The sequence below is a fragment of the Magnetovibrio blakemorei genome (assembly GCF_001746755.1).
GTDB classification, from domain to species: Bacteria; Pseudomonadota; Alphaproteobacteria; order Rhodospirillales; family Magnetovibrionaceae; genus Magnetovibrio; species Magnetovibrio blakemorei.
On sequence record NZ_MCGG01000009.1, the window covers coordinates 99,546 to 123,995 of the forward strand.

Consider the following 24,450-nt stretch of genomic DNA (forward strand, 5'->3'; position numbering starts at 1 on the left):
AGAAACCGTGTGCGTGAGAACAGCATTAATGGAATGCGTTATTTACCATCTGCCATTTTGCGGCCCCACTCACTCGGGAAACGCGATCGCGGCCATCAAGTCGGGGCCTTCGTCCTTTCCGGATGCCTTTGCAATGTCGACGATGGGTTGGTCGAATGAGGCGACCGTATAGCCTTTGGCCTGGAGGCGCGCTTTTAAGGCTTCAGGGCTCAGTTTATACAGCGGCGCAACCTGGTTGATGGTTCCGCCCTGAACCGCATGAACCGTCGCCCGCAACGGGTTACCGCCAGAAGACGATGAGCTTAAGGATGGATAGGCAAACGCAAAACCGGCGAAGATGGATGCCACCAGGGGCATATAAATCGTCTTGCGCTTAAAGTACCCCAATAACCCCGTCCAGTTTTTCCAAATATGGATAGCGACCGGAACGATCAGCACCATCGACAACCATTCATGCATACCGTGAAAGGCCGGAGCCGCAATGTGAAAAAACAAAAATACGCCCGAAACGGTGGACACAATAAAAAGCCCGACGGTGAAGGTCGTGCCGTAGGTTTTGAGCAGGTGTTGCATCTGAAAATTCCCGAGTTGAAATAAAGTGCTCCACTAAACGAGGACACAATAAGTGAGAAATGTAACCCGAATATGCCCAAATCAGCTGATTTTGTAACAGGATGTTACAAGGCCAATCAAAAACCAAATTATTAGCTGTATAGAGAGGTCTGGGCACCTTATATACGCTTCAACGACCAACCAAAGGGAAGTACGATGGCCAATATTGAAGTGAGAGACGCCGATGGGAAGGTGTTGCACACCTACGAAATGTACGCGGCTGGATACGGTACCTTGGTCACCGATGAGGACCTGTTTGAAGAAGCCAAACGCAACGTCGTAGATGATGGACTGGTCAGTAAAGACGAAGCGGATAAACTGACGTTCACGATAACGGACTAAACGTCCGTTTTATCCTCAGGCGCGCCGTCAACAATTTGCCCCACAGCTTTGCCAATCGCCCGCCAAAGGTTCGCCGCCTCGGACTCTTTCGCTTGGTCGTGGTATTGAATGCGTTCCTTGCAATACCCTTGGGCGCCGTCTTCACCGTGATGAGCAACAAGGGCCTTGGCCGTCTTTTCGATGCTTTGGGGATTGGTCATCTGCAGTCTTTCTGGTTTGTTCGCTCAATGGCACTCTGCGTGTAAGTTTACCTTACGCACACTCACCCGCACACTTCGAAAAAAATGTTTAAAAACATAAGGCTAAAGTGAATGGTCGGGGAGACAGGATTCGAACCTGCGACCCTCTGGTCCCAAACCAGATGCGCTACCAGGCTGCGCCACTCCCCGACTGCGGCGTTTCTAGGGCTTCCGATCGATTTAAGCAAGCCCTTAAAAGATCAAAAAGGGAACTTAAGTGGCCCAATTTGCTTCTCAGGGCAACTCAAGCCGATCGCCTGGGCGCAAAGCCAGTCTTTGTGCGGTTCCGGCGGGCACTTCCAAGACGTAGCGCACCGGAACCGGGCACCGGATCAGGTCCAGAGACAACGGTTTTGTGCGCGGCGCAATGTACACCAGCTTAGCATCCGCATCGAAAAACAGCATATCGAGCGACACCAACGTGTTTTTCATCCACATGGTGATGTGCCGAGGCGGCGTGTAGTCGAACAGCATCCCCCGATCGGGAGCCAAGCTGTCGCGAAACATCAGCCCCCGGCGCTGCTGGGCGGGGGTCATCGCCAGTTCCACCTCAAACGCGCTGGTTTTACCGTTTTGACTGACGATGTTCAGCGCAATGGTGGGAAACATGAGCTGTTTTTCACCGCTCTCCCCATAAGTTTCATCTTCAAAAGCCAAACTTACCCCAGGCAGGGCGAACCCCATCGCCGCAAAAGTCACGGCAAAGACAGCGGCGAAAAGGAAAAAGGATCTTTGAGCAAAGCCAAACATGGTGAAATTCTTTATGTCTGTTGCGTGTTTCGTGACCCGACAGCGTACAGTTTATCCCGTTCTTCGCAAAAGCAAAAAATTCCCTGTGTTGAGGCTTGCTTCGCTTGGGTTCGGCTCTTATTCTCCACCATAGGGACAATGAAACGAGGGAGCACATATACGTGTTGCATGCCTTTTCACTTGGCGCAGCCTTAATGGTCGTTTGGGGTTTGCTGTCGGGCATGCCTGAGCCTTTGCTGATGGGGCTTGGAGTGGCGTCTGTGGTGCTGACGGTTTGGATCGCGCACCGTATGGATGTCGTCGATCATGAAGGTCACCCCATCCACCTAGGCCCCCGCGCTTTGGTCTATTTTCCCTGGCTGATTGTTGAAATCATCAAAGCCAATTGGGATGTGGCCAAAATCATCTTGAGCCCGAAGATGGACATTCATCCTCACATTTTTAAAACCAAGGCGTCGCAAAAAAGCGATGTGGGCCTAACCACTTATGCCAATTCCATCACGTTGACACCCGGCACCGTCACCATCACCATGGACGACGACGGAATCTTCGAAGTTCACGCCCTGACCTATGGCGCGCGCGAAGGGATCGAAACCCTTGATATGGATCGCCGCTGCACCGCCATGGAAGGTATGAGCAAGACAGACGACAAGTCGGATAAAACACCTGGCCCTACATCGTCTGGCCCCACAACTTCAGGCCCAACCTCGTCAGGACCCGCATCATGACGATCACCATGTACGGCGTGGCCGCACTGGCGGTGCTGATTTCCATGGCACTGAGCATGATCCGTGCGTTTGTCGGACCGACCGTGTTTGACCGCATCCTGGCCGTGAACGTGTCGGGCACCTTAACCGTGGTGCTGATTTCGGTTTACGGCTTTTTGGATGGACGTCCCGACTTTCTCGACATCGGTTTGTTGTATGCCCTGATCAACTTCATCGGCACCATTGCAGTGACCAAATACGTCAAGTTCCAAGATTTAGGCCACCCCATGGAAGGCCCGGACGAGGGTGACGTATGATGTTTGACCTGTTGCACACCCCGCTTGGCCCGCTGCCATTAGCCGATTGGCTCAGTTGGCTGTTCATTGTCACCGGTTCGTTTTTTGCCATTGTCGGTGCGCTTGGCATCGTGCGTTTGCCGGATATCTTTTCGCGCATGCACGGTGCCGGCATGGTCGACACAATGGGCATCATGATGATTTTAACGGGGTTGATGTTTCAGGCCGATACCTGGATCGTTGTCGTCAAACTGGCCTTGATCTTGGTGTTTATCTTTTTCACCTCACCGACCACGACATTCGCCTTGGCGCGAGCCGCCATTCACGGCGGGGTCAATCCTGGACCGACGGTTGAAGAATTGGTCGAGGCCAAAGTGATCGAAGACCCTCAGCTGGACACAAAAATTGAGCCGACGTTTGATCCAAAAGTGAAACAGGAGGCGAAACCATCGAACACGTAATCGCCATCTCTTTGCTCTTGTTTATGACGGCAACGGCCTTTTGGCTGGTGCGCCTGCGCAACTTGTTTGCCGTGATCATGCTTTCGGGAATCTATTCGCTGTTTGCCGCCGCCCTTTATCTGGTTATGGACGCCGTCGACGTGGCGTTTACCGAAGCCGCCGTGGGGGCTGGCATTTCCACCGTGTTGATGCTCGGCACTTTGTCGATGACAACGGACCAAGAAAAGGTTCACAAAAAGGTGTCGCCCTTTGCCCTGATTTTGGTCTTGGCCACCGGTGGCGTGCTGATCTACGGCACCATGGACATGCCGCGTTACGGCGACATCAACGCCCCCATCAACCAACACGTGGCAAACCGCTATTTGGAAAAGTCCGCTCATGAAGTCGGTCCACCGAACGTCGTCACATCGGTTTTGGCCAGCTACCGCGGCTATGACACTTTGGGTGAAACGGCGGTTGTGTTCACGGCCGCGGTGGGCGTTTTGGTGATCATTGGTCGCACGCAAAACAAGAACATGCCCGGTTCCACCCGTGCGCGACGGCGTCGGGAAGATGAGCTTGACGAACCTGTGAAGCCCGAAGATGGGGCACGCAAAAATGAAGAGGCTTCTTCATCATGATGACCGAAAAGCCCCTTCTGCGCGTTGTCGCCAAACTGCTGATTCCGTTGATCTTGCTGTTTGCGCTCTACGTACAATTTCACGGCGACTTTGGTCCCGGCGGCGGTTTTCAAGCGGGCGTCATCTTTGCGGTGGCGTTTATTTTGTATTCCCTGATTTACGGTGTGCGGGTCGCCCGTCAAGCCATCCCCGCGTCAGCGACGCGGAGCATGCTGGCATTTGGCGTACTGATTTATGGCGGCACCGGGGTTGTCACGATGTTGATGGGCGGAGAATTCCTCGACTACAACGTGCTGGCCGCCACCGTGCACGGCGGTCAGCATTTGGGTGTTTTCTTGGTTGAGTTCGGTGTCGGCACGACCGTTGCGGGCGCGATGATTACGATTTTTTACACCTTTTCCGGCCACGTGAACGACAATCTGCCGTTCCGCAAGCACAACCACGTTGTCACCCCGAGCAAAAAAGGGGATGGGCATTAACATGTTTGATTGGAACGACGCATCGAGCCTTTTGGGCCTGCTCAATTATTGGGTCGCCATTGTGTTGATGATGGCGGGCTTTTACACCGTCATCGCCCAGCACAACCTGATTAAAAAAGTCGTAGGCCTGAACATCTTTCAAGTTGCCGTGTTTGTGTTCTACATCTCCATGGGCAAGGTGTCGGGCGGTTCTGCCCCCATTTTGAAAGACGGCATCGAACTGTATTCCAACCCCCTGCCCCATGTGCTGATCCTGACCGCCATTGTGGTCGGCGTTGCGACCACGGCGCTGGCATTGGCATTGGTGGTGCGCATCAATCACAGCTTCGGCACCATTGAAGAAGATGAAATCCAAACCATCGAACACGATGAGGAGGACATCGCATGAGCGGAGCCGAAATGACGTCCGATCCTTGGCTGATCTTGTTGGTCATCGTGCCGTTGCTGGCAGCGCCTGTATGCGTTTTGTTGCGCAGCGCCACTGGCGCGTGGTCAGTGGCGACGGCGGTGGCTTGGTCCGTATTTGCCATCTCCTTAAAACTCTTGGACACCGTCATGGATCAAGGTGTCGTCCGCTACCGCATCGGCGGTTGGGACGCGCCTTGGGGGATTGAATACAGACTCGATTCCGTGGGCGTGTTTGTGGTCTTGATTGTTTCCGCCATTGCGGCCGTCATTCTGCCGTACGCCAAACGCAGCGTTGAAAAAGAAATCCGCAAAGACCGTATCTATCTGTTTTACGCCATGCTGTTGTTGTGCCTGACGGGCTTGCTCGGCATCACCGTGACGGGCGATGCCTTTAACTTGTTTGTGTTTTTGGAAATTTCCAGTTTGTCGAGCTACGTGCTGATTTCGTTGGGCACGGACCGACGCGCACTGACGGCGGCGTTTCGCTATTTGATCATGGGCACCCTCGGGGCCACCTTTTACATCATCGGCGTGGGACTTCTGTACCAAACCACCGGAACGCTCAACATTGCCGATTTAAAGACCATCATGCCTGCGGTCATCGACACCCGCACGGTGCATGCGGCGTTGGCGTTTCTCACCGTCGGCATCAGCTTAAAGCTGGCCTTGTTTCCGCTGCACATGTGGCTGCCCAACGCCTATACGTTTGCGCCGGGCGCGGTCACCGCATTCTTGGCGTCAACCGCAACCAAGGTGTCGGCTTATATCTTACTGCGGATTATTTTCACCCTGTTTGGCGACGTTGATTTGTTCGCCAGTTTCCCACTGCAACCGATCCTCATCACCATGGCGTTGGCGGCGATGTTTCTCGCCAGCCTCAGCGCCATCTGGCAAGAAAACGTCAAGCGTATGATGGCGTATTCGTCCATTGCGCAGATCGGCTACATCGTGCTGGGCATCGCCATGGCGACGGAAACCGGATTGACGGGCGGTATTATACACATGTTCAATCATGCCCTGATCAAGGGCTCGGCGTTCATGGCCATCGGCGCGGTTGTGTTCTCGACGGGCGCCGTCACGCTGACGCAAATGGAAGGCATCGGCAAGCGCATGCCCTACACCATGGCGGCGTTTGTCATTGCCGGCTTGGGCCTGATCGGCGTGCCGCTCACCCCCGGTTTCATCAGCAAGTGGCAATTGGTCACCGCGGCGATGGAATTGAACATGTGGCCCTTGGCGGCGCTGATTTTGCTGTCCAGTTTGCTGGCTGTTATTTATGTGTGGCGGGTGTTTGAAGTGGCCTACCTGCGCCCCGCCCCGGAGGGAGCGCCCGCCGCTCAAGAGGTTCCGCTGAGCATGTTGTTGCCCATCTGGGTAATGGTGTTGGCAGCGTTGTATTTCGGTTCCAACGCGACCTTCACGTTGAATTTGGCGCACACCGCAGCCCTTCAATTGATGGGGGGGCTGTAAATGTTGTTTGCCTTTTTAAGCGAAGCTCAAGCCATTAAACTTGCGGTTCTCCTACCCTTAATCGGCGGCTTGCTGGTGATGTGGATGGGGGAGCGCAATCGCAACCTGCGCGAAGCCGCGTCGCTGCTCACCGCCGTGCTGACCTTTGCCTTGGTGGCTTCGCTGACCGGCGAAGTTTTGGGCGGTGCCAGACCGTCCGTCGATCTGTTCACCATGTTGCCGGGGCTGTCCGTCACCTTAACCGTAGAACCCTTGGGACAACTGTTCGCGTTGATCGCCAGCGGCCTGTGGATCGTCAACACGGTCTATTCCATCGGCTACATGCGGGCCAACAAAGAAGGCAACCAAACACGCTTTTACGTGTGCTTCACCATCGCCATTTCGGCCGCGATCGGCATTGCCTATGCGGGCAACCTGCTAACCTTGTTCTTGTTTTATGAAGTGCTCACAATTTCCACGTATCCCTTGGTGACCCACGCGGGCACGCCCTTGGCCATTCGCGGTGGCCGGGTCTATTTGGGCATCTTGATGAGCACCTCAATCGGTTTGCTGTTTTTGGCCATGCTGTGGACCTACAACATCACCGGGACATTGGATTTTGTCGAAGGCGGCATCTTGGCGGGTCAAATCCAGGGCCCAGAGCTGGCCGTGCTGATGTTCTTGTACATGTTCGGCATCGGCAAGGCGGCCTTGATGCCGGTGCACCGCTGGCTGCCCGCCGCCATGGTCGCCCCCACGCCGGTTTCGGCATTGCTGCATGCCGTGGCCGTGGTCAAAGCGGGTGTGTTTTCGGTGGTGAAAGTCATCGTTTATATCTTTGGTTTGGACTTCTTGAACCAAGCCCATAGCGTCGACTGGCTTTTGTTCATTGCCGGGTTCACCATCATTGCCGCCAGCATCATTGCGCTTCGCCAAGACAATCTCAAACGCCGTCTTGCGTATTCGACGGTGAGCCAACTCAGCTACGTTATTTTGGCCACCGCCATTTTGGCGCCCATTTCAGTGGCGGGTGCGGTGATGCACATCGCAGCCCACGCGTTTGGCAAAATCACCCTGTTTTTTGCCGCAGGCTCCATCTACACCGCCGCGCACAAGACCGAGGTCAGCCAGTTGGACGGCATCGGCAAACGCATGCCCTTCACCATGGTGGCGTTCGGCATCGGGGCGTTGTCGATGATCGGCATTCCGCCTACGGCCGGGTTCATATCCAAGTGGTACATTCTGACCGGTGCGCTGGAAACGGGTGAGGCCTTCGCCATTTTGGTGATCGTCGCCTCGACGCTGTTGAACGCGGGCTACTTCTTGCCCATCGTCTATAGGGCCTTTTTCAAAGACCAACAACCGCGCCCCGAAAGCGATCCTTACGCCAAATACGACAATCACGGCGAAGCGCCGATTGCCGTCGTCTTGGCGCTCTGCTTCACCGCGCTGGGCACCATCGCGCTGTTCTTCTATCCCGATGTGCCCTTGGCCCTGGGCCGCGCTTTGGTGGGAGGCTGATCATGAGCAAAAGCAAAAAATCGAAAAAGGCCCTCGCCAAACAGGCCCCTCAAACGCCAAAGGCCCCTAAACCTGAAAAGTCGCAAGCGCCTCAAGACATGGCCCAAGCCCCAAAGCCCCCCTTGCTGGACGTGAACGGCCACCCCCTGCACTGGTTGGTGCGTCCGACCACCATCAAGATGCTGTGGCTGGGCGGCATCGTCTTGCTGGCGTTCGTCACATGGTTGGGCACGACTGTGCACCCTCATGAAAAGTTTGGCATCGAAGGCACCCTTGGATTTTATTCGTGGTACGGCTTTGCCACCTGTGTTGGCATGGTGGTGTTCGCCAAGCTGTTGGGATTTATGTTGAACAAGAAGGACACCTATTATGACCAGTGACCTTCTCAACACCTCGTTCGTCGTTTCGCCATCCTTCATTTTGATTTTCGGCGCGTTTTTGTTGCCCGTTGTCGGCGGCTGGGCGCGCAGCGTATTGCTGTTGGGCTTGCCCCTGCTGACCTTGGGGGCCATCTGGCAAGTGGGCGACGGTGTGCAGCTCACCGCGAACTTCCTGGATTACCAATTGGAATTGGTGGACGGCTCAAACCTGTCGCGCCTGTTCGCTACGATATTTGCCATCATGGCCTTTGCGGGCGGTCTGTTTGCGCTCAATCAAACCCGGGTGATGGAACTGTCCGCCGCATTTGCCTATGCGGGCAGCGCCATCGGCGTGGCCTTGGCGGGCGATTTGATTACGGTGTTTATGTATTGGGAGCTGATGGCGGTCGGTTCGACCATCGTTGTGTGGTCGGGACGCACGGAAGCCTCCGGTCGGGCGGCGATGCGCTATGCACTTATTCACCTGTTGGGCGGTGTGGTGCTGATGATCGGCGTCATCGCCTACATCCAAGAAACCGGCTCCATCGACTTTGTCGCCATGGGGGCCAACAGCTTCGCCACCTGGGCCATTCTCATCGGCTTCCTCATCAACACAGGTGCCCCGCCCTTAAGTGCGTGGTTGCCCGATGCCTACCCCGAGGCCAGTTGGTCGGGCACGGTGTTTTTGTCGGCGTTCACCACCAAGACGGCGGTTTACGTTTTGCTGGTTGGTTTTGCAGGCGAACAGATCCTGATTTGGATCGGCACCTATATGATTTTTTACGGCATCATCTATGCGCTGCTTGAAAACGATATGCGCCGCATTTTGTCGTATTCCATCATCAACCAGGTTGGATTCATGGTGGTCGGCGCCGGCATCGGCACGGAGATGGCCATTAATGGTGCCGCCGCCCATGCCTTCACCCACATCATCTATAAAGCCTTGCTGTTGATGAGCGCCGGGTCGGTCATGTACATGACGGGTGGTAAACGCAAATGCACCGATTTGGGCGGTTTGTTCCAGTCCATGCCGCTCACCACCATCGCCGGAATCGTTGGCGCACTGGCCATCAGCTCGTTCCCGTGGACCAGCGGCTTCGTGTCCAAATCCATGACCAACCAAGCCGCCTATGACGGCGGCATGATGGTGGTGTGGCTTTGTTTGTTGGCGGCCAGCGCGGGCGTGTTTTTGCACGCAGGCATCAAATTTCCGTGGTTTGTGTTTTTCCAAAAAGACAGTGGCTTGCGCCCCAAGGACCCGCCCTGGAACATGCGCGCGGCGATGATTCTGTTTTCCGTACTGTGTATCTGGATCGGCGTGCAACCCGGCCCCTTATACGCCTTGCTGCCCTATCCGACCGATTACCAGCCCTACACCAGCGCCCATGTGTATGAGATGCTGCAACTGCTGTTGTATGCGGGTTTGGCCTTTTTTGTGTTGCTGCCGATGCTCAAGCGCAAGCTCACCATCGCGCTGGACTTTGACTGGTTTTACCGAAAGCTGGCGGTTGAAATGGCGCGCAGCCTGACGCTGACCACGTCCAAGTTCTTGGGCGGCTGCGCCTGGGTGCAAGACAAATTGGTCAATGCCTTAATCGATTTGGCCTCTCACCACCACAACCCGCGCGGCGTTTTGGCCCGCACCACACCTGCGGGCGTCATGGTCTTTTGGGTGGTGATCTTGCTGTTCGCGTATCTGGTGATGTATTTGTTTATTTAGGGTCGAAATCGAGAGCCGGGTTTATTTGCTTCCCGGCATCCACGATTTGACTTTCACCGGAGCACCCGATTGGGTGAGCATGACGCGCTGCCCATCGAGGCCGCGAAACTGCTTGGCAACACTGGTTTCTTTTTTCTCAGCTTCCGCCTTAAAGGCCAGGACCATGGTTTCCAAGGGGATTTCGGTGCGATTGCCTTTGCGCAAAGCCACCGCATAAGCCGTGTTTGAGGTGATCAACTTGGTCAATTGCGTGGGTTTTAAATGGCCGAAGCGCCGCCAGATGCTGGTCAAAAACACTTCCACTTCGGTGGGCAAAAACAGCTCCACATCCACATCGGGACGACCGCGGGAAAAGGCGTGATAGACGGTGGGCTCAATGGGGCCTTGCTCATCGGCGACAAACACCGCAGGCATCAATTTACGCCCGTTGTAAGCAATCGCGTAAAAGGCCTGCGACAAATACAGCAGCCGATGCATTTTCAGCGGCTGCAGGTATTCATTTTCATTCAGGGCCTGATCGGCATACCAGATGGCGACATCGAATGTGGAGTTTACGGCAAATGTCATATCAAAAAGCCCAACCCTGCGGCCGGATTCGTCGTTGCGAGAAGCTCAAAGTTAACACAAACCTCCCTGCAAATCATTAACGCGACGGCGTAAAGCACTTTAAGCGATTTCATCCAACAAGCTTTGAGACAACTGATCGGCCGCCTTCACCACCTGAAGGCTGGCGCGATAGGAGGTCTCGGCGATCATGAGATTGGTGATTTCCGTAGCCAAGTCAGTGGTGGACAGCTCAAGCGCGCCGCTTTGCACACTGCCTGCGCCGCCCTGCCCGGGCGTTTGATAAATGGGCGCTCCGGACGCATCAGTGGCGGCGTAAACACCGCCTGCTTGCATACTTAAGCCGGATGGATCGGTGAAGGTCGCGACCTGAATGTCGGCAATTAGGCGCTGTTCGCCATTGTCAAAGCGCGCGGTAATGCGGCCACCCGTGCTGACGTCAACGGCGGACACTTGACCGTAGCCCGCACCATCCGCACTGACGCCACCCAGCGCAAAATCGGAACCAAAGCGCGTCAGTCCTCCCAAATCAAGTTCCAGTGACAAATCCGCCGCGCCACTGGACAGGTTTGAAATGCTCAAACGGGCCGGGGTTGGATTGCCGTCGAAGCTCGAAACCAACCCATTGCCCCCAAAGCTGACGTTCACGTCATAAGCCGGACCAGAACTGTCGCCTTCGCGGGCGATGGCGGTTGTCGCCCCTGTGGCGGATTCTGTGATGGCCCCCACCGTGACATCATAGGTGCCGCCCGCTTGGGCCGTAAAATTCAACGCTATGTCGACGCCGCCACCCAAAGAATCCGTGGTCTGGGCGGTGATGGTGAAGGTCTGCCCCACGCTGGCTTGAGCAGGAAGATTGGCGTCGATGGAAACCTTTGTTGAGGCATCCGCCGTGCCGCTGATGGAATTGATGTTCACTTTCGATAAGCCGCCATCCCCGCTGGAACTGGCGCTGGCACTTTCGGCCAACAAAGCAAATCCGTCACTGTTGACCAAGTCACCATTGGCATTGGGGGCGAACGATCCGTTGCGGGTAAACAAGGTTTGACCGCCAGACGGACCCGTCACCGCAAAATAGCCCGCCCCGGACAAAGCCAAATCGGTGCTGGAGCCGCTGGATGCCAGCAGCCCCTGAACGCCGTTCAAGGGTCGAGAAACCGCCTGAACACCGCCCGCGGCATATGCCGTCGTGCTTTGTCGGGTGGCGAGGGTAGAGGCCTGAACGTCGGTACGCTTGTAGCCCCGGGTCGAAGTGTTGGCGATATTGTCCGCAGCCGCCGCAATGCGCTGAGCGTTAAGGCTCAGCCCAGAAACGGCAGAATTGAGAATACCTGCGACCAAAACAACCTCCTAACGCAGCAAAACAGTATGCGCCCGACAGTGATCATCTCACAACGCGGCACTGGGGGAAGTGATGAAAATCACTGTTCCAAACGACAGGGTCAAGTTACATGGAAACCGAAAGCGACGTGCCCCGTGTTTTTGGCGCATTGCCAATCACATCGGCGATGCCTTCGTAGGCGCGAATGGCTTTGGTCACAAACTTGTGATAGCCCGGCCCGTCTTTGACCGCACCCGGAGCTTGCAGGTCACTGTCCCGCTGATTTTGATTGAGAAGGTGCACAAAGGTTGTCGAGGAAATATCAAAATTGCTGGTCGGGTTAGAAGGCGAACGCTGCCCCCTTTGCTCTTGGTTATTGGACCAAGACGTAAACCCGTCAAAACTGAAATTGGGATCGGCAAAGACTTCGGCCTTGGCGCCAAGTTCTTCAATGGGAGAGAACGCCATAGACGCAACATTGCGACCTCCCGCCGGCATGTGCGCGGAAGATACATTCGGCCCCGTGGGCACTCCAATGGGTCTGGCGGATAATGCCATGACCGTTCCTCGTTCAATCCCTGCGCCGCTTTATGCTTGATTTGCCTCCACCCCTCAGGGACGGATACGCCTCAAAGCACGCACGACGCGTTCTCAGTTCCTGGTTTTTTGCCGCTCAGAAAACTCCGAAAAATAGAGCGCAAACTCCGCGACAAACACAGCAAAGCCCTGAAAAATCAGAGACCTAGACGCAAAAAACCCTCGGTCTAGCCTACCCTTTCTGGGGTCAAGACCGGGAACTTTCATTTCTTGGACCAACGACGAGCGACCGCTTCTGCGGAGGACCGCTGGCTTATGGTTAGAATTGTACTAAAAAATCAGCAAGTTGTGCGAGTCAAAAATGTGACAACGACATCTAGGGTCATTGAATATCACTTAAGCTATAAGCTTAAGGTTGTTTCCTCACCCGACCCAGAAATGCCAGCACAGCCTCCCCCACCCCAAAGTCGAACAAATCGTTGTGTCCGGCCTCTGCCATCCACAGGTGTTCTTTGGGGGCAGTCGCAGCATCAAACAGACGTTTGCCCAATTTAATGGGCACGGTGCGGTCTCGTTCACCGTGAACGATCAGCAACGGTGCACCAATGACTTTGATGCGCGCGAGAGACTCAAATCGGTCGCGGGCCAACAGATTGACCGGTAAAAACGGATACCGCCCCGCCGCAACGTCGGTGATGGACGTAAAGGGCGCTTCCAAAATGACGGCGGCCACGGATTCGCCATACTCATGGACCTCAGACGCCATCTGGGTGGCGACCCCGGTGCCCAAAGATTCGCCGTAAAAAACCAAATTTTGCCCGCTATACCCCAGCGCTTTCACCTGGGCCAAGGCGGCGCGGGCGTCGGCGTAAAGCCCCTGTTCGGTGGGGGATCCTGGATTGTTTGCATACGCACGATATTCCACCAACAGCGCACCATACCCTTGATCCATAAACAGCCGGGCTTTGAAGCCCCGCCCGCCCAAGGTTCCCGCATTGCCGTGAAAAATCACCACAACGGGCTTTACCGGATCGCTTGGGGGCTTAAACCAGGCAAACAGTTCAAGACCATCTTCGGTGGTGAAGGTCAGCTCGCTCATATCGGCGACGCCGCTCTGCTCCCGGGTCGGCTTTGGGGCCGATGTGAAATAGAGCAAGTTGCGCTGAAACACGTACATGGACGCCGCAATCACCACATAAAAGAACACGACGCCGACAAGAACACTGATCATGACGAACCGAAAACCCTTACCCATGTAAACACTCCTGCTCCCCAGCCTATACCATACATGAAGCCTTCATCTGGTGATGTTTTTCGCGCCCTCTGGACACTCAAGGCTGAAAAGGCCATGATCCGCGCCATGAGCAACTCTGATCCCTTGATCGTCGGCATCACCGGCGCAACGGGCGCCGCATTGGGTGTCGAAACCCTGCGCGCGTGCCGTGATTTGGGCGTGCCCGCCCACTTGGTCATCACCGAAACCGGGCTGCGCGCACTGACCTTGGAAACCGATTTGGGCTTTGACGACGTCAAGGCCTTAGCCGCCCAGACCTATCCCAACAAAGACGTTGGTGCCGCCGTGGCCAGCGGTTCGTTTAAGGCGCGGGGCATGATCATCGCGCCGTGCTCGATCAAAACGCTTTCCGGAATTGCCGGTTCCTTTTCCCACAACCTGATGATCCGTGCCGCCGACGTGTGCCTCAAAGAACGCCGCCCGGTGGTCTTGATGGTGCGCGAAACACCTCTGCACAAAGGTCACTTAAGCCTGATGAGCCGCGCCGCCGATCTGGGCTGCCACATCATGCCGCCCATGCCCGCCTTTTACACCAAACCGCAAAGCATCGACGACATGGTGCGGCACATCGTTGGTCGCGCCTTGGATCTCATGAGCATCGAGCACGACCGGGTTGATCGCTGGCAGGGTTAAGGCGAAAAGCCGCCCTGTATGTCTCCGCAATTCATCGTCTTTTATCCGAGACCTGACGGCGGTCAAGGCACCCGACTTGATTTTGGTCAATTGTCCTAAAAAACATCAATAATCAATAAAAGGACACACCTTGATGCCCCTCATCACATGGACGGACGCCCTTAAACGCGGCATTGGTTTTCAAGACGATGACCACGAACAGGCCGTTGTCGTCATGAATGCATTACAAACTTGCTCAGATGCTGAACTGCCGAAGCTATTTGACGAGCTTCACGCCCACACCAAGGCGCATCTGGCGCGTGAAGATGAACTGATGGATCGCATCGGATTTTTTGCCGCATCCGTGCACAAGGGCGAACACGCGCGCGTTTTGACGGAAATGCAGGCATACAAAGACAAATTGGACGCGGGTGATATCCAGACGGTGCGCACGTACGTTGAAGAAATCGTGCCGGATTGGTTTGTTAACCACTTGGAATCCATGGACACCGCGACGGCCATGTTTGCCCGTCAGCACGGCGAAAAATAAAGCCCAGCATGGCGAAAGCTAAGTCCGCCCCTCTATTAGCGCCACCAACGCAGCAGCCACTTCACGGGAATGCCCAGCGGCCATTCTCCGGCAACCACATCGTCGGACGGATAGCCATGGTGTTCGTCAGTCAAGTGAGCGGGCAACGGGGCCATTTTGGGCACTTGCTGCAAAATCCGCATCACCCGCTGCTGGGTGATGGGGTGTGAGCGCAGCAACGACGGCACGGTCCCAGGCGCATGGGGCAGATACACATGACGGAGAACGTCGTTTTGGCGCACTTCAAGTTTTGCCAACGCCAACGCCAAAGCTTCCGGGTCACCGCTGATATCAACAGCCGCAGCATCGGCTTCAAATTCTCGCACCCGTGACAATCCCATCTGCAACAATAAGCTCAACAATGGGGCCAGAACCAACAACACCAGCGCCCCCCAGGGCAAATACGCCCCCCCCGTTGCGGCGATGGGAATGTTAAAGATCACCAACACCAGCCCCAGCATCGACAAGGTTCGGGTCAGTCGTGTGATGAGATCCGCCAAGCCCATGACGGTCAGATCGCCCGCCGCAATGTGGCTGATTTCGTGCGCCAAAACGCTCGCGATTTCACGGGGGGCAAGGCCTTGCAACAACGCTCCGCTGAGCACGATGGCGCTATCTTCTTCACCGTTACCCACGGAAAACCCCAGCATGGAGTTGGCTTCCAACACATAAATATCCGGTGAACGGGGCAGCTCTGCGCGACGCGCCAGTTCTTCGGTCATCGCGTGGATAACGGGCGCGTCGCCAGCCTCCAACTTAACCGCATGGATGGCCCGCAACATCCACGTCTTCGACGCCCCGCGCCCAAAGCTCATAAAGGCAAAGATGAAAATAGCCGTAATGAACAAGCCTTCGCGTCCGGCCAAGATGTAACCGATCAACGCCAACAGCGCGGTCATGGCCCCCAGCATCAAGGCCGTTTGAGTGAAGTTGCTCTGGTTCACGGCACTGAATTCCGATTATCTCAAGCTCAGGTTCACGTGTGGGCGTTGGCCTCTACAATCATGTCGCAGATTTCGCGGACCGCCCCTTTGCCCCCGGCTTTGGAGGTGACGTAATGTGCGGCCTCAAGGGCCTGGGGCACGGCATCAGAAACCGTCAAAGCCAGACCGACATTCTTCATCAAGTGCACATCCGTCAGGTCGTCGCCCATGTGCGCGACTTGATCCAACTCAACACCCAATTGGGCCGCAATGGTGCGAAGCTCCGCCAGTTTGTCGCTGGCACCGATGCGCACATGTTCAATACCCAAATGCTCCGCACGGGTGAGCGTCGACGTTGCCTTGCTGGCGGATATGATGCACAGCTGTACACCAGCTTTCATGGCATTCTTCATGCCCAGGCCATCCTTCACATTGAATTTGCGAAACTGAACGCCGTCGTCCGTGTAATACAAGCCGCCGTCGGTCATCACGCCGTCAACATCAAGCGACAGTAATTTAATATGAGCGAGTCGGCTCAGAGTTTCATCCATCGTCAATTTGGCCGTCATGAAAGCCTCTTAAATCCATGTAAAAGTTGAAACATTCAAATTACCATACACGCTCATAGGTAATTGTGGTAAACATCTGCCTAACAGTCTTGTTTTTAGATCTAGATTTTATATTACTCTTGGAAAGCCGAGCCTTGATTTTCACCGTATCAGATCTCATCTCATGATCAATCTTTCCCTACGCACCAAATTGATCGCTCTCGTAACGCTGATTTTGTTGGTGGGCTTTGCCGCGACCAACATATTGAACTTCGAGGTTTCCAAAGGGGTGCTGCGCACCACCATCTTGGAAAACGAGCTGCCGCTTTCGAGCAACAATATTTATTCGGCCATCCAAGCCGACCTGTTACGGCCGATTTTCATTTCTTCTTTGATGGCCAATGACACTTTCGTTCAAGACTGGGTTCTTGAAGACGAGATCGACGCGGATCGCATGACCCGCTATTTGGCGCAAATCCGCCAACGTTACGAAACCTTTACGTCGTACTTCATCTCAGCAAAGACGCTGCGCTATTATCACTACGAAGGTGTGTCACGCACGCTCAGCGAAACCAATCCCGAAGATCGGTGGTTTTTTGCTGCGCGCGACATGGAAGATCCCTACGTGGTGAATGTCGATTTCAACTATCAACAAAACCACAACATCACCATTTTCATCAATTACCGCGTTGTCGATAGTGAGGGACACTTTTTAGGCGTCACCGGTGTCGGACTGGGTCTTGGCTCCGTAAGTGACTTGGTCAAGACCTATCAACAAAAATTCCGCCGCCATGTTTACTTCGTTGATGACGCTGGCCTTATCCGAGTTCACGCCCAACCCGACATTGCGGGCAAGACGACCATTTTTGATGTTGACGGCTTAGGCAAGATTGCCAAGCAGGTTCTCACCAAAGATCATGGCTCATATTCCTATGATTCCCATAACGGCAAGATCTTACTCACAACCCGCTACATCCCGGAACTCAAATGGCACCTGTTTATCGAGTTGCCCGAATCCGAAGCCTTGGAAAATATGCGCTCAGGGTTTTACCGCAACCTGTTGATCGCACCCGCCGTCATTTTGATCACCATCTTTTTAATCGGTTACAGTATCAACATCTTCCAACGGCGCTTGGAAGAGTTGGCCATTACCGACAAACTGACTGGACTGAACAACCGCCAACATTTTGATTTCACCCTCAGCCAGGCCGTTAAACGCTTTGGTCGCGATGGACGGGCCTTCAGTTTGTTGATGATGGACATCGACCACTTCAAAGACATCAATGACGAAATGGGCCATTTGGCCGGTGACAACGCGATCCGTTTGGCCGCTAAAATCATCAGTGAAAACGCCCGCGAAAGTGATTTGACGTGTCGTTGGGGCGGCGAAGAATTTGTCATTCTCGCCCCTGAATGCTCCGCCCAAGATGCCCATCGCCTCAGTGATGCCATCCGCGACGCCATCCGCAACGCGGCCCTGTTCCCAGACCACCCCGAACGCACCATCACCATGAGCATCGGCATCGCTGAAATCCGCGTGGGGGATACGGAGGTCAGCTTGATCGGCCGCGCCGACCGCGCCATGTATAAAGCAAAGTCCAACGGACGCGACCGCACCGAATTCGCTTAAATAGACCTGAGATTCAAGCCCATGAAAGACACCTTGAAGCCCGGCATAACCTATCAACACGTCTACACCGTACCTGACGACAAAACCGTGCCGTCGTTGTACCCAGAAGCATCTGAATTTCAAGAAATGCCCGAGGTGTTCGCAACCGGCTTTCTGGTCGGTTTTTTAGAATGGGCATGCATCAAATCCATAGAGCCGCATTTGGATTGGCCCGCAGAAATGACCGTCGGCACCCACATCGACGTCAGCCATGAAGCCGCCACGCCGCCGGGCCTGACGATCACCGCCCAGGTCAAGTTGGTCGAAGTAGACGGCAAACGCTTGGTGTTTGAAGTCGAAGCCCACGACGGCGTCGACACCATCAGCCGAGGACGCCACCAACGTCACATCATCAACCGCGCCGCGTTCGCTGCTCGAGTGAAACAAAAAGGCCTAAGCATCCCTTAAGCCCCCGACTTGCGCGTTTTCTCCAATGACGTTAACTGGAAGCGTCCCCAACTCGGAACCAATGCGCCCATGGAGCTTACCGCACCCTATGTTCTGATCGACGACATGACGACGCCGGATGGCGTGCTGTTGTTCACGAACCCGCGTGACATGCTCATCTGCACGCAGCCCCAAGACGTCGCCGCCGTGCTAGCGAAAATCGACCAAGCCCTCGAAGACGGTCACCATGTGGCGGGCTACTTGGCGTATGAGCTGGGGTATGTTTTGGAACCCAAGCTGGCCCCCTTGCTGCCGCTTGAGCGGAATGGCCCACTGATTTGGATGGGGGTATTCGATGCCCCGTACCCTGTTGACGCGGGTCTTTTTGACGCCTGGGCAACGGAGCCTCACAGCGTCAGCGCCTTACGCCCCGCCGAAGAACGCGACACCTATTTAAAAAAAATAGAAACCATTCGCGAACACATTCGTGCCGGCGACGTGTATCAGATTAACCACACCTTCAAACAACGTTTTGATTTTAGCGGCAGCCCGTTGTCTCTGTTTGCCCATCTGCGTCAAAACCAACAGGCGCGCTATGGCGCTTTGATCGCCACCGGAGACCGCCACATCTTGTCCTTGTCGCCGGAATTGTTTGTGGACGTATCGGCCAACTTGGCCCGCACCCGGCCCATGAAAGGCACCGCCGCACGCGCAGCCAACCCCTTGGACGACGAGGCCCGCAAGCACTGGCTTTGTCACGACGAAAAGTCCAAAGCCGAGAACCTGATGATCGTTGATCTGTTGCGCAACGATTTAAGCCGCATTGCCCTTGTGGGCTCGGTCAACGTCACGGATTTATTTCATGTCGAAACCTATCCGACCTTGCACCAGATGACGTCTGCCATCGAAGCCAAGCTGCGCCCCGGCACCCCATTCTCACACCTCATCAAGGCCCTGTTCCCGTGCGGTTCGGTGACGGGCGCACCCAAAGTCAAAGCCATGGAGATCATCCGTAGCCTCGAAACCGAGCCCCGCGGCGTCTACACGGGGGCCATCGGCTATGGCGCACCCGGCAACGTCGTGCGCTTGAATGTGGCGATCCGCACCATCAGCTTAAGCGGTGAAGGCGGCAGAGAAGGCGAAATGGGCATCGGCAGCGGCATCGTTTATGATTCTGAGCCCGCCGAAGAATGGGATGAATGCCATCTCAAGGCCCGGTTCCTCACCCAGCCGCAGCCGTCATTTGATCTGTTGGAAACCTTGTTGTGGGAACCCGGTTCAGGCTTTGCCCTGTTGGATCGACATTTACAGCGCATGGCGGACAGTGCGCATTACTTTGGCTATGGCTTTGACGAAGACGTTGCACTGAGCACCTTAAACCAAGCCATCCCCACAAAGCCTGATACGCCCTTAAAGGTCCGCTTGTTGCTCAGCGCAAACGCCACATTCACCACCGAAGCGACGCCGCTGCTCCCTCAGCCAACCGATCAGGTTTGGCGCTTTAACGTATCTGAAGCGCCCATCAGTCGCGACAATCCGTTTGTCTATCACAAGACCACCAACCGGGCCTTTCATGACGACGAACGCACCCGCCTTCACGCGGTGAACGGCTGCGACGAAGTCCTGTTTTGCAATGAGTTTGGCGAATTGACCGAGGGGTCCATCACCAACATCTTCCTAGAAATAAACGACCAATTGCTCACCCCGGCACTCCACTGTGGCCTGCTGGCGGGAACTTTGCGCCAGGACCTAATTGATACTGGGCGCGCCGTAGAAGCGGTTCTTCGCCCAGCGGACCTTGAGAAGGCGGAGCGCATTTGGCTGGGCAATTCTGTGCGTGGATTGGTCCCGGCAACCCCCGCACGTCCCCCCCACTAAAGCTCAACCTGTGACGCCCGACACAGCCACCCAAAGCCTATCTTGGTACATTGAATATGTGATGTGACGATTCGCACCATGAATAGGAGCCGTAACATGAAAAGCTACCGCCACAATACGTATAAAATACCGGATTACGATTTCGGCGATGAGGTTCTGTACGAGCAATCCAAACCGGAAAAGGACCCCAAAGGCGCCAAAGGCAAGGAAATCCCCATACTGGTCGCCATGTGCCTGTTTTCCTTTTTGGTTTTGGGCACCTATATGTTGATCAAATTCACACCGGGTATGGAATACAAACTTGGCGCGATGTTTTACACCACCAATGACAGGGCCAGTTCGGCCTATCAAATTGGTCAGATCCGCCTTGGCACCACCATGAACGTTTTGCGCGCCGTGCAACCCCATGCGCAAAAAGCCATCGCCCCCAACGGAGCCATCACCATGGCCTTTAGCGACGGCGACAGCAGCTATCAGATTTGGTATGCCGAAGACGGCCCCTACAACATCGCCTATAAAGCCCGCCAAGACCAAGTCGTTCGGGGCCAAAGTGAAGACGATTACATCAACACCCTTGCCAAACAATATGGCGCACCGTCCGTGTCTTCCTGCACACAGCGCACCTCTGACGGTGTCCGCGATTGCCGTTTCAGTTGGTGGATGCCCGGCGAAATCCGCATTGAAGTGATCAGCCGCCAAGACCAAGCCATCGATCGGTCAACGTCGTCATCGCGCCTGATGATCACCACCATCACCACCGACACCCGCCTGGAAGGACGCATGTTCCGCACCAAGCTGGAAACCGCCGCAGAGCGCTAAGTCCACATGAAGTCCGCACAACACAGACATGACAACACCGCCTGAAACTGTTAGAGATCAAGGGTTATCTTCACTCTCTTAAGGCGGTGCTCTCATGACGTCCCCCACGGCCAAAGCGCATTTTCAGTGGCAAGACCCCCTGTTGATCCAAGAACAGTTGAGCGAAGATGAGCGTTTGGTGCAAGACACTGCGCGCGATTACGCCCAAGATAAATTGATGCCGCGCGTCTTGGATGCCAACAGAGACGAAATCTTTCATATCGAGATCATGACCGAAATGGGCGCGTTGGGCTTACTCGGCCCGACCTTGCCCGAGGAATATGGCGGCGCCGGTGTCTCCCACGTGGCCTATGGGCTGGTGGCGCGGGAAATTGAACGCGTTGACAGCGGTTATCGTTCCGCCATGAGCGTGCAGTCGTCGCTGGTCATGCACCCCATTTACACGTATGGGACAGAGGCACAAAAGCGCAAATACCTGCCCAAGTTGGCCTCAGGTGAGCTGATTGGCTGTTTCGGTTTGACGGAACCCGACGCGGGCTCCGACCCCGGCTCCCTGCGCACACGGGCGGAAAAGGTCGACGGCGGCTATGTGCTGACGGGCAACAAGATGTGGATCACCAATGCCCCCATCGCCGACGTCTGCATCGTGTGGGCCAAGTTGGACGGCGACATTCGCGGTTTTGTCGTTGAACGCGGGGCCGAGGGTCTGAGTACGCCCACGATTAAAGGCAAGTTTTCCCTGCGCGCCTCCATCACCGGAGAAATCGTCCTGGATCGGGTATTTGTGCCCGAAGACAACCTGTTTCCCAACATTTCCGGCCTCAAAGGGCCATTTGGCTGCTTGAACAAAGCGCGTTTCGGCATTGCCTGGGGGGCCTTGGGCGCGGCGGAGTTCTGCTGGCTGGCGGCGCGCGGGTACACCATGGACCGCCACCAATTCGGCCGTCCCTTGGCGGCCAACCAATTGGTGCAAAAAAAGCTCGCCGACATGCAAACCGAAATCGCCTTGGGGCTTAACGCATGCCTCACCCTAGGGCGCATGATGGATGACGGCAAAGCCGCACCCGAAGCCATTTCCATGCTGAAACGCAATTCCTGCACCAAGTCCTTGGACATCGCCCGCATGGCGCGGGACATGCACGGCGGCAACGGCGTATCGGACGAATTTCACGTCATCCGCCACATGATGAACCTGGAAGCCGTGAACACCTACGAAGGCACAGCCGACATCCACGCCCTTATTTTGGGCCGTGCACAGACCGGAATCCAAGCCTTCAGCGGTTAAATCTTGGGCTTTGAGGGGCGTTTTCCGGTGTTGCAAAATGTTGCAAACACTTGCGCTGTGCCCCTTTCCCTCATAACTCTAGCGGACTATGATGGATTTCTTCGCCCGACCCCTAAGACAATAACGGGATTAACCCGCACAAAATGACGCACGATACCCTCATCATGCCGAACGCTTCGGCTCTGACTTTGCACGACATCGATCCGCACCTGGACTTGGAAGCGGAAATCAATCGTCTGCGCCGCGACAAAAACGCCATCATCCTGGCCCACTATTATCAAGAGGGTGAGATTCAAGACTTGGCGGATTTTGTCGGCGACAGTCTCGACCTGTCGCGCAAGGCCGCGGCGACCGACGCCGATATGATCGTTTTTTGCGGCGTGCGCTTCATGGCCGAAGTGGCGAAAATCTTGAGCCCTGAAAAAACCGTGGTGATCCCCGACGCGGACGCTGGGTGTTCTTTGGAAGACAGCTGCCAAGCGGACGCTTTTAAGATTTGGCGCGAAGCCCACCCCGATCACATCTCGCTCACCTATATCAATTGCTCAGCCGAAGTCAAAGCCCTGTCGGACGTGATCGTGACGTCTTCAAGCGCCGAATACATCATCAACAACCTGCCCAAAGATCAGCCCATCTTGTTTGCCCCAGATCGTCACTTGGGCGCGTACTTGCAGCGCAAAACCGGGCGCGACATGGTGTTGTGGCCGGGCACCTGCATTGTCCACGAACAGTTTTCGGCGCGCGAAATCACCCGCCTGAAATCTCAACACCCCGGCGCTTTGGTGGCCGCGCACCCCGAATGCCCCGAAAGCATCATCGAAGTGTCCGATCATGTGGGCTCCACCAGCCAGATTTTGAGCTTTGTGCACTCCGCGCCTTCCAATGAATTCATCGTGGCGACGGAACAACACATCATTCACCAGATGCAAAAAGACAGCCCCGACAAAACCTTTTACGCGGCACCGGGCTCTGATGGCGGGTGCAGCTGTTCCAGCTGTCCGTACATGGGGCTGAACACCTTGGAAAAGATGTATTTGGCACTGCACAACGAAGCCCCGGCGATTGTCATGAGCGAAGATTTGCGCCTGCGCGCCTTAAAACCGCTGGAACGCATGTTGGAGCTGGCCCCCACCGCCGCCAAATCACAGGACGCCGCCTGATCATGGAACCACACGTCCCCAACACACTGCCCCCAGGGCTGACGCCCGAACGGGTTGAACATTTGATTGCCGACGCCTTGGCCGAAGACTTAGGCCACGGCGGCGACATTACGTCCAATTCTACAATCCCTGAAGACCTCCACTTTCAAGGCGTCCTGGCCGCACGTCAGGACATGGTCGTAGCCGGGTTGGACCTCGCTTGGCTGGTGTTTGCCACAGTCGACGACACCATTGACTGGCAAGCCAAATGTAAAGACGGCGACGTGTTGAAAGCGGGCGACGTGGTGGCCCACGTTTCGGGTCAGGCACGGGCTTTGCTGACGGCGGAACGCACCGCGCTCAACTTGTTGCAGCACTTAAGCGGCATCGCCACCTTGGCCAAAACCTATGTGGACGCCGTGGCGGGCACCGACACGACCATTTTGGACACCCGCAAGACCCTGCCCGGCTACCGCGAACTGGCCAAATATGCGGCGCGTATGGGCGGAGCCACCAACCACCGCATGCGCCTGGACGACGCGGTGTTGATCAAAGACAACCACATCGCCGTGGCGGGCTCGATTACCGCCGCCATCACCGGGGCCAAAGCTGCGGGTCACAGCCCCATCGAAGTCGAATGCGACACCTTGGACCAAGTGCGCGAAGCCCTAGACGTCGGCGTCGACGCCATCTTGCTGGACAACATGAGCGTCGAGCAATTGGTCGAAGCCGTCGCCCTGATCGGCGACCAAGCCCGCTCAGAAGCGTCCGGCGGCGTCACCTTGGAAACTGTGCGCGCCATCGCCCAAACCGGCGTCAACTCCATCTCCATCGGCCGCATCACCCAATCCGCCCCCGCCGTAGACATCGGTCTCGACTGGCAAACAAATTAGAAAAGCCTTATAACGTGGCTTCACAACAA

Annotated in this window: 29 protein-coding genes and 1 tRNA gene; 20 read left to right on the top strand and 10 right to left on the bottom strand. The window is 55.6% G+C overall.

Annotated features, from left to right (window positions below; all coding sequences use genetic code 11):
* Positions 1-69 precede the first annotated feature (69 nt).
* The gene (locus BEN30_RS03190; protein WP_069956895.1) at positions 70-573 is read right to left on the bottom strand and encodes a hypothetical protein; all 504 of its coding nucleotides are present in this window, start codon (positions 571-573) and stop codon (positions 70-72) included.
* Between the two features lie 195 nt (positions 574-768).
* Between BEN30_RS03190 and BEN30_RS03195 the strand changes: the two genes are divergently transcribed.
* Positions 769-954, top strand: coding sequence for a hypothetical protein (locus tag BEN30_RS03195; protein ID WP_069956896.1), 186 nt, complete (start codon positions 769-771; stop codon positions 952-954).
* Here BEN30_RS03195 and BEN30_RS03200 read toward each other — a convergent pair.
* The 3 genes from BEN30_RS03200 to BEN30_RS03210 form a co-directional block, all read right to left on the bottom strand.
* Positions 951-1,154, bottom strand: a complete 204-nt coding sequence (locus tag BEN30_RS03200) for a hypothetical protein (protein ID WP_069956897.1) — start codon at positions 1,152-1,154, stop codon at positions 951-953. The two genes, BEN30_RS03195 and BEN30_RS03200, sit on opposite strands and share 4 nt — an antisense overlap.
* 112 nt (positions 1,155-1,266) lie before the next feature.
* A tRNA-Pro gene (locus BEN30_RS03205) sits at positions 1,267-1,343 on the bottom strand.
* 84 nt (positions 1,344-1,427) lie between these two features.
* Positions 1,428-1,943 carry a DUF192 domain-containing protein gene (locus tag BEN30_RS03210; RefSeq protein ID WP_069956898.1) on the bottom strand — a complete coding sequence of 172 codons (516 nt, stop codon included), beginning with the start codon at positions 1,941-1,943 and terminating at the stop codon, positions 1,428-1,430.
* A 161-nt stretch (positions 1,944-2,104) separates the two neighbouring features.
* Here BEN30_RS03210 and BEN30_RS03215 point away from each other — a divergent pair, with 161 nt between their 5' ends.
* From BEN30_RS03215 to BEN30_RS03260, 10 genes are read left to right on the top strand one after another with little or no spacing between them, the layout of a single operon-like run.
* Entirely contained in the window at positions 2,105-2,671 is a 567-nt protein-coding gene (locus BEN30_RS03215) for a Na+/H+ antiporter subunit E (RefSeq protein WP_139134819.1), read from the top strand.
* The gene (locus BEN30_RS03220) at positions 2,668-2,967 is read left to right on the top strand and encodes a monovalent cation/H+ antiporter complex subunit F (RefSeq protein WP_245648971.1); all 300 of its coding nucleotides are present in this window, start codon (positions 2,668-2,670) and stop codon (positions 2,965-2,967) included. Before BEN30_RS03215 ends, BEN30_RS03220 begins: the two co-directional genes overlap by 4 nt.
* Positions 2,964-3,407: a monovalent cation/H(+) antiporter subunit G gene (gene mnhG / locus BEN30_RS03225; RefSeq protein ID WP_211563268.1), complete on the top strand. Its 444-nt coding sequence runs from the start codon at positions 2,964-2,966 to the stop codon at positions 3,405-3,407. The genes BEN30_RS03220 and mnhG overlap by 4 nt, the downstream gene beginning before the upstream one ends.
* A gap of 23 nt (positions 3,408-3,430) precedes the next feature.
* Positions 3,431-4,027 carry a DUF4040 domain-containing protein gene (locus BEN30_RS03230; RefSeq protein ID WP_069956900.1) on the top strand — a complete coding sequence of 199 codons (597 nt, stop codon included), beginning with the start codon at positions 3,431-3,433 and terminating at the stop codon, positions 4,025-4,027.
* The gene (locus BEN30_RS03235; protein WP_069956901.1) at positions 4,024-4,506 is read left to right on the top strand and encodes a Na(+)/H(+) antiporter subunit B; all 483 of its coding nucleotides are present in this window, start codon (positions 4,024-4,026) and stop codon (positions 4,504-4,506) included. Before BEN30_RS03230 ends, BEN30_RS03235 begins: the two co-directional genes overlap by 4 nt.
* A 1-nt stretch (position 4,507) precedes the next feature.
* Positions 4,508-4,894 carry a cation:proton antiporter subunit C gene (locus BEN30_RS03240; RefSeq protein ID WP_069956938.1) on the top strand — a complete coding sequence of 129 codons (387 nt, stop codon included), beginning with the start codon at positions 4,508-4,510 and terminating at the stop codon, positions 4,892-4,894.
* Positions 4,891-6,384, top strand: a complete 1,494-nt coding sequence (locus BEN30_RS03245) for a monovalent cation/H+ antiporter subunit D family protein (RefSeq protein ID WP_069956902.1) — start codon at positions 4,891-4,893, stop codon at positions 6,382-6,384. Before BEN30_RS03240 ends, BEN30_RS03245 begins: the two co-directional genes overlap by 4 nt.
* Complete coding sequence (locus BEN30_RS03250) at positions 6,385-7,884, top strand: monovalent cation/H+ antiporter subunit D family protein (protein ID WP_069956903.1); 1,500 nt, start codon at positions 6,385-6,387, stop codon at positions 7,882-7,884.
* A gap of 2 nt (positions 7,885-7,886) precedes the next feature.
* Positions 7,887-8,264 carry a hypothetical protein gene (locus BEN30_RS03255; protein WP_069956904.1) on the top strand — a complete coding sequence of 126 codons (378 nt, stop codon included), beginning with the start codon at positions 7,887-7,889 and terminating at the stop codon, positions 8,262-8,264.
* Positions 8,254-9,963, top strand: coding sequence for a Na(+)/H(+) antiporter subunit D (locus BEN30_RS03260; protein ID WP_069956905.1), 1,710 nt, complete (start codon positions 8,254-8,256; stop codon positions 9,961-9,963). The genes BEN30_RS03255 and BEN30_RS03260 overlap by 11 nt, the downstream gene beginning before the upstream one ends.
* A gap of 21 nt (positions 9,964-9,984) precedes the next feature.
* On the opposite strand, the gene BEN30_RS03265 is transcribed toward BEN30_RS03260, so the two are convergent.
* The 4 genes from BEN30_RS03265 to BEN30_RS03280 all read right to left on the bottom strand — a co-directional run bounded on the left by BEN30_RS03265 (position 9,985) and on the right by BEN30_RS03280 (position 13,640).
* A complete protein-coding gene (locus BEN30_RS03265) occupies positions 9,985-10,530 on the bottom strand; it encodes a Panacea domain-containing protein (RefSeq protein WP_069956906.1) in 546 nt (181 codons plus the stop codon).
* A 99-nt stretch (positions 10,531-10,629) separates the two neighbouring features.
* Positions 10,630-11,868, bottom strand: a complete 1,239-nt coding sequence (locus BEN30_RS03270) for a flagellar hook-basal body complex protein (RefSeq protein ID WP_069956907.1) — start codon at positions 11,866-11,868, stop codon at positions 10,630-10,632.
* Between the two features lie 106 nt (positions 11,869-11,974).
* Positions 11,975-12,406: a hypothetical protein gene (locus BEN30_RS03275; protein WP_170826943.1), complete on the bottom strand. Its 432-nt coding sequence runs from the start codon at positions 12,404-12,406 to the stop codon at positions 11,975-11,977.
* A 388-nt stretch (positions 12,407-12,794) separates the two neighbouring features.
* Entirely contained in the window at positions 12,795-13,640 is an 846-nt protein-coding gene (locus tag BEN30_RS03280) for an alpha/beta hydrolase (protein ID WP_069956909.1), read from the bottom strand.
* A gap of 33 nt (positions 13,641-13,673) precedes the next feature.
* Between BEN30_RS03280 and BEN30_RS03285 the strand changes: the two genes are divergently transcribed.
* Positions 13,674-14,312 carry a UbiX family flavin prenyltransferase gene (locus BEN30_RS03285; protein WP_245648972.1) on the top strand — a complete coding sequence of 213 codons (639 nt, stop codon included), beginning with the start codon at positions 13,674-13,676 and terminating at the stop codon, positions 14,310-14,312.
* A gap of 133 nt (positions 14,313-14,445) precedes the next feature.
* Positions 14,446-14,841, top strand: a complete 396-nt coding sequence (locus BEN30_RS03290) for a bacteriohemerythrin (RefSeq protein WP_069956910.1) — start codon at positions 14,446-14,448, stop codon at positions 14,839-14,841.
* Positions 14,842-14,876: 35 nt separating this feature from the next.
* Here the strand turns inward: BEN30_RS03290 and BEN30_RS03295 are convergent, their stop codons facing one another.
* On the bottom strand, positions 14,877-15,824 hold the full coding sequence (locus BEN30_RS03295; protein ID WP_069956911.1) for a zinc metalloprotease HtpX: 948 nt from the start codon (positions 15,822-15,824) through the stop codon (positions 14,877-14,879).
* 32 nt (positions 15,825-15,856) lie between these two features.
* On the bottom strand, positions 15,857-16,372 hold the full coding sequence (locus tag BEN30_RS03300; RefSeq protein ID WP_069956912.1) for a KdsC family phosphatase: 516 nt from the start codon (positions 16,370-16,372) through the stop codon (positions 15,857-15,859).
* 163 nt (positions 16,373-16,535) lie between these two features.
* Between BEN30_RS03300 and BEN30_RS03305 the strand changes: the two genes are divergently transcribed.
* From BEN30_RS03305 to nadC, 7 genes are all read left to right on the top strand, one after another.
* Positions 16,536-17,981, top strand: a complete 1,446-nt coding sequence (locus tag BEN30_RS03305) for a sensor domain-containing diguanylate cyclase (protein ID WP_069956913.1) — start codon at positions 16,536-16,538, stop codon at positions 17,979-17,981.
* 21 nt (positions 17,982-18,002) lie between these two features.
* Positions 18,003-18,428: a thioesterase family protein gene (locus tag BEN30_RS03310; RefSeq protein WP_069956914.1), complete on the top strand. Its 426-nt coding sequence runs from the start codon at positions 18,003-18,005 to the stop codon at positions 18,426-18,428.
* 69 nt (positions 18,429-18,497) lie between these two features.
* Positions 18,498-20,285: an aminodeoxychorismate synthase component I gene (pabB, locus tag BEN30_RS03315; protein WP_084004947.1), complete on the top strand. Its 1,788-nt coding sequence runs from the start codon at positions 18,498-18,500 to the stop codon at positions 20,283-20,285.
* Positions 20,286-20,381: 96 nt separating this feature from the next.
* On the top strand, positions 20,382-21,104 hold the full coding sequence (locus tag BEN30_RS03320; RefSeq protein ID WP_069956916.1) for a hypothetical protein: 723 nt from the start codon (positions 20,382-20,384) through the stop codon (positions 21,102-21,104).
* A gap of 94 nt (positions 21,105-21,198) precedes the next feature.
* The gene (locus BEN30_RS03325; RefSeq protein ID WP_069956917.1) at positions 21,199-22,389 is read left to right on the top strand and encodes an acyl-CoA dehydrogenase; all 1,191 of its coding nucleotides are present in this window, start codon (positions 21,199-21,201) and stop codon (positions 22,387-22,389) included.
* Positions 22,390-22,532: 143 nt separating this feature from the next.
* Positions 22,533-23,549, top strand: coding sequence for a quinolinate synthase NadA (gene nadA, locus BEN30_RS03330; protein ID WP_139134821.1), 1,017 nt, complete (start codon positions 22,533-22,535; stop codon positions 23,547-23,549).
* Between the two features lie 2 nt (positions 23,550-23,551).
* Positions 23,552-24,421 carry a carboxylating nicotinate-nucleotide diphosphorylase gene (gene nadC, locus BEN30_RS03335; RefSeq protein ID WP_084004948.1) on the top strand — a complete coding sequence of 290 codons (870 nt, stop codon included), beginning with the start codon at positions 23,552-23,554 and terminating at the stop codon, positions 24,419-24,421.
* Positions 24,422-24,450: the final 29 nt, after the last annotated feature.

Coding starts and splice junctions, on each gene's coding strand:
- BEN30_RS03190 (WP_069956895.1), bottom strand. CDS start 573: ATGCAACACCTGCTCAAAACCTACGGCACGACCTTCACCGTCGGGCTT.
- BEN30_RS03195 (WP_069956896.1), top strand. CDS start 769: ATGGCCAATATTGAAGTGAGAGACGCCGATGGGAAGGTGTTGCACACC.
- BEN30_RS03200 (WP_069956897.1), bottom strand. CDS start 1,154: ATGACCAATCCCCAAAGCATCGAAAAGACGGCCAAGGCCCTTGTTGCT.
- BEN30_RS03210 (WP_069956898.1), bottom strand. CDS start 1,943: ATGTTTGGCTTTGCTCAAAGATCCTTTTTCCTTTTCGCCGCTGTCTTT.
- BEN30_RS03220 (WP_245648971.1), top strand. CDS start 2,668: ATGACGATCACCATGTACGGCGTGGCCGCACTGGCGGTGCTGATTTCC.
- mnhG (WP_211563268.1), top strand. CDS start 2,964: ATGATGTTTGACCTGTTGCACACCCCGCTTGGCCCGCTGCCATTAGCC.
- BEN30_RS03230 (WP_069956900.1), top strand. CDS start 3,431: ATGACGGCAACGGCCTTTTGGCTGGTGCGCCTGCGCAACTTGTTTGCC.
- BEN30_RS03235 (WP_069956901.1), top strand. CDS start 4,024: ATGATGACCGAAAAGCCCCTTCTGCGCGTTGTCGCCAAACTGCTGATT.
- BEN30_RS03240 (WP_069956938.1), top strand. CDS start 4,508: ATGTTTGATTGGAACGACGCATCGAGCCTTTTGGGCCTGCTCAATTAT.
- BEN30_RS03245 (WP_069956902.1), top strand. CDS start 4,891: ATGAGCGGAGCCGAAATGACGTCCGATCCTTGGCTGATCTTGTTGGTC.
- BEN30_RS03250 (WP_069956903.1), top strand. CDS start 6,385: ATGTTGTTTGCCTTTTTAAGCGAAGCTCAAGCCATTAAACTTGCGGTT.
- BEN30_RS03255 (WP_069956904.1), top strand. CDS start 7,887: ATGAGCAAAAGCAAAAAATCGAAAAAGGCCCTCGCCAAACAGGCCCCT.
- BEN30_RS03260 (WP_069956905.1), top strand. CDS start 8,254: ATGACCAGTGACCTTCTCAACACCTCGTTCGTCGTTTCGCCATCCTTC.
- BEN30_RS03265 (WP_069956906.1), bottom strand. CDS start 10,530: ATGACATTTGCCGTAAACTCCACATTCGATGTCGCCATCTGGTATGCC.
- BEN30_RS03275 (WP_170826943.1), bottom strand. CDS start 12,406: ATGGCATTATCCGCCAGACCCATTGGAGTGCCCACGGGGCCGAATGTA.
- BEN30_RS03280 (WP_069956909.1), bottom strand. CDS start 13,640: ATGGGTAAGGGTTTTCGGTTCGTCATGATCAGTGTTCTTGTCGGCGTC.
- BEN30_RS03285 (WP_245648972.1), top strand. CDS start 13,674: ATGAAGCCTTCATCTGGTGATGTTTTTCGCGCCCTCTGGACACTCAAG.
- BEN30_RS03290 (WP_069956910.1), top strand. CDS start 14,446: ATGCCCCTCATCACATGGACGGACGCCCTTAAACGCGGCATTGGTTTT.
- BEN30_RS03300 (WP_069956912.1), bottom strand. CDS start 16,372: ATGACGGCCAAATTGACGATGGATGAAACTCTGAGCCGACTCGCTCAT.
- BEN30_RS03305 (WP_069956913.1), top strand. CDS start 16,536: ATGATCAATCTTTCCCTACGCACCAAATTGATCGCTCTCGTAACGCTG.
- BEN30_RS03310 (WP_069956914.1), top strand. CDS start 18,003: ATGAAAGACACCTTGAAGCCCGGCATAACCTATCAACACGTCTACACC.
- pabB (WP_084004947.1), top strand. CDS start 18,498: ATGGAGCTTACCGCACCCTATGTTCTGATCGACGACATGACGACGCCG.
- BEN30_RS03320 (WP_069956916.1), top strand. CDS start 20,382: ATGAAAAGCTACCGCCACAATACGTATAAAATACCGGATTACGATTTC.
- BEN30_RS03325 (WP_069956917.1), top strand. CDS start 21,199: ATGACGTCCCCCACGGCCAAAGCGCATTTTCAGTGGCAAGACCCCCTG.
- nadA (WP_139134821.1), top strand. CDS start 22,533: ATGACGCACGATACCCTCATCATGCCGAACGCTTCGGCTCTGACTTTG.
- nadC (WP_084004948.1), top strand. CDS start 23,552: ATGGAACCACACGTCCCCAACACACTGCCCCCAGGGCTGACGCCCGAA.